This window comes from Mycobacterium sp. E802 (assembly GCF_001666875.1).
Lineage (GTDB): Bacteria > Actinomycetota > Actinomycetes > Mycobacteriales > Mycobacteriaceae > Mycobacterium.
On the sequence record NZ_LZJD01000137.1, the window covers coordinates 1 to 663 of the forward strand.

1 protein-coding gene is annotated in these 663 nt (G+C 63.5%); it reads right to left on the bottom strand.

Features of this window, described 5'->3' with window-relative positions; genetic code table 11:
- Positions 1–2: 2 nt before the first annotated feature.
- On the bottom strand, positions 3–650 hold the full coding sequence (locus A5699_RS19695) for an MspA family porin (protein ID WP_067772611.1): 648 nt from the start codon (positions 648–650) through the stop codon (positions 3–5).
- Between the last annotated feature and the right edge of the window lie 13 nt (positions 651–663).

A 663-nucleotide genomic window follows, 5' to 3' on the forward strand; every position in this document is an offset into this window, starting at 1 on the left:
GCTCAGTTCATGTTCCAAGGCTCGCCGTAGGTGGTGACGCTGTCACCGGTGGAGGCGATCAGCCGGGCGAACGGCCGCAGCAACACACCACCGGCCGCACCGGTCACCGTGCCGTGGGCGTTGGACACCGCCACCCCACCGGCCGGACCCTTGACGTCCACCGAGAACGTCGCGACTTCCTGGATACCGGGACCGTTGCCCAGATCCGCACTGATCGACACACCCGGGAACAGGTTCGGGGTGATCACCGACTCCAGACCAAACGGCGGGCCGGTGATGTCACCATCGTCGATCAGGATGTTGGGGGTGGTGTAGGAAAAGTTGATCCCCACACCCAGCGACCAGGGGAAACCGATCTGATAACCCAGCTCCAAGGTGCCCTCGAACTCCTCGGCGCCCGGGCCCTCGACGTGATACTTGGCCCGACCGGAATGGAACCACTCACGCGTCAGCCGGTTGCGGTCCAGCGGGAACACACCATTGAGGAAGGTATCCCACTGCTGCACGGTCAGGGTCCGATCCTGACCGTCGACCAGGCTCAGCTCATTGTCCAAACCCGCATGAGAAGTGCCGGCACCGATGAAGAGGCCCGCAAAGACCCCCGCAATGGCGGTCACCATCGCGACCAGCACCCGACTGAATGCCTTCATGTTCTCCCTAGCT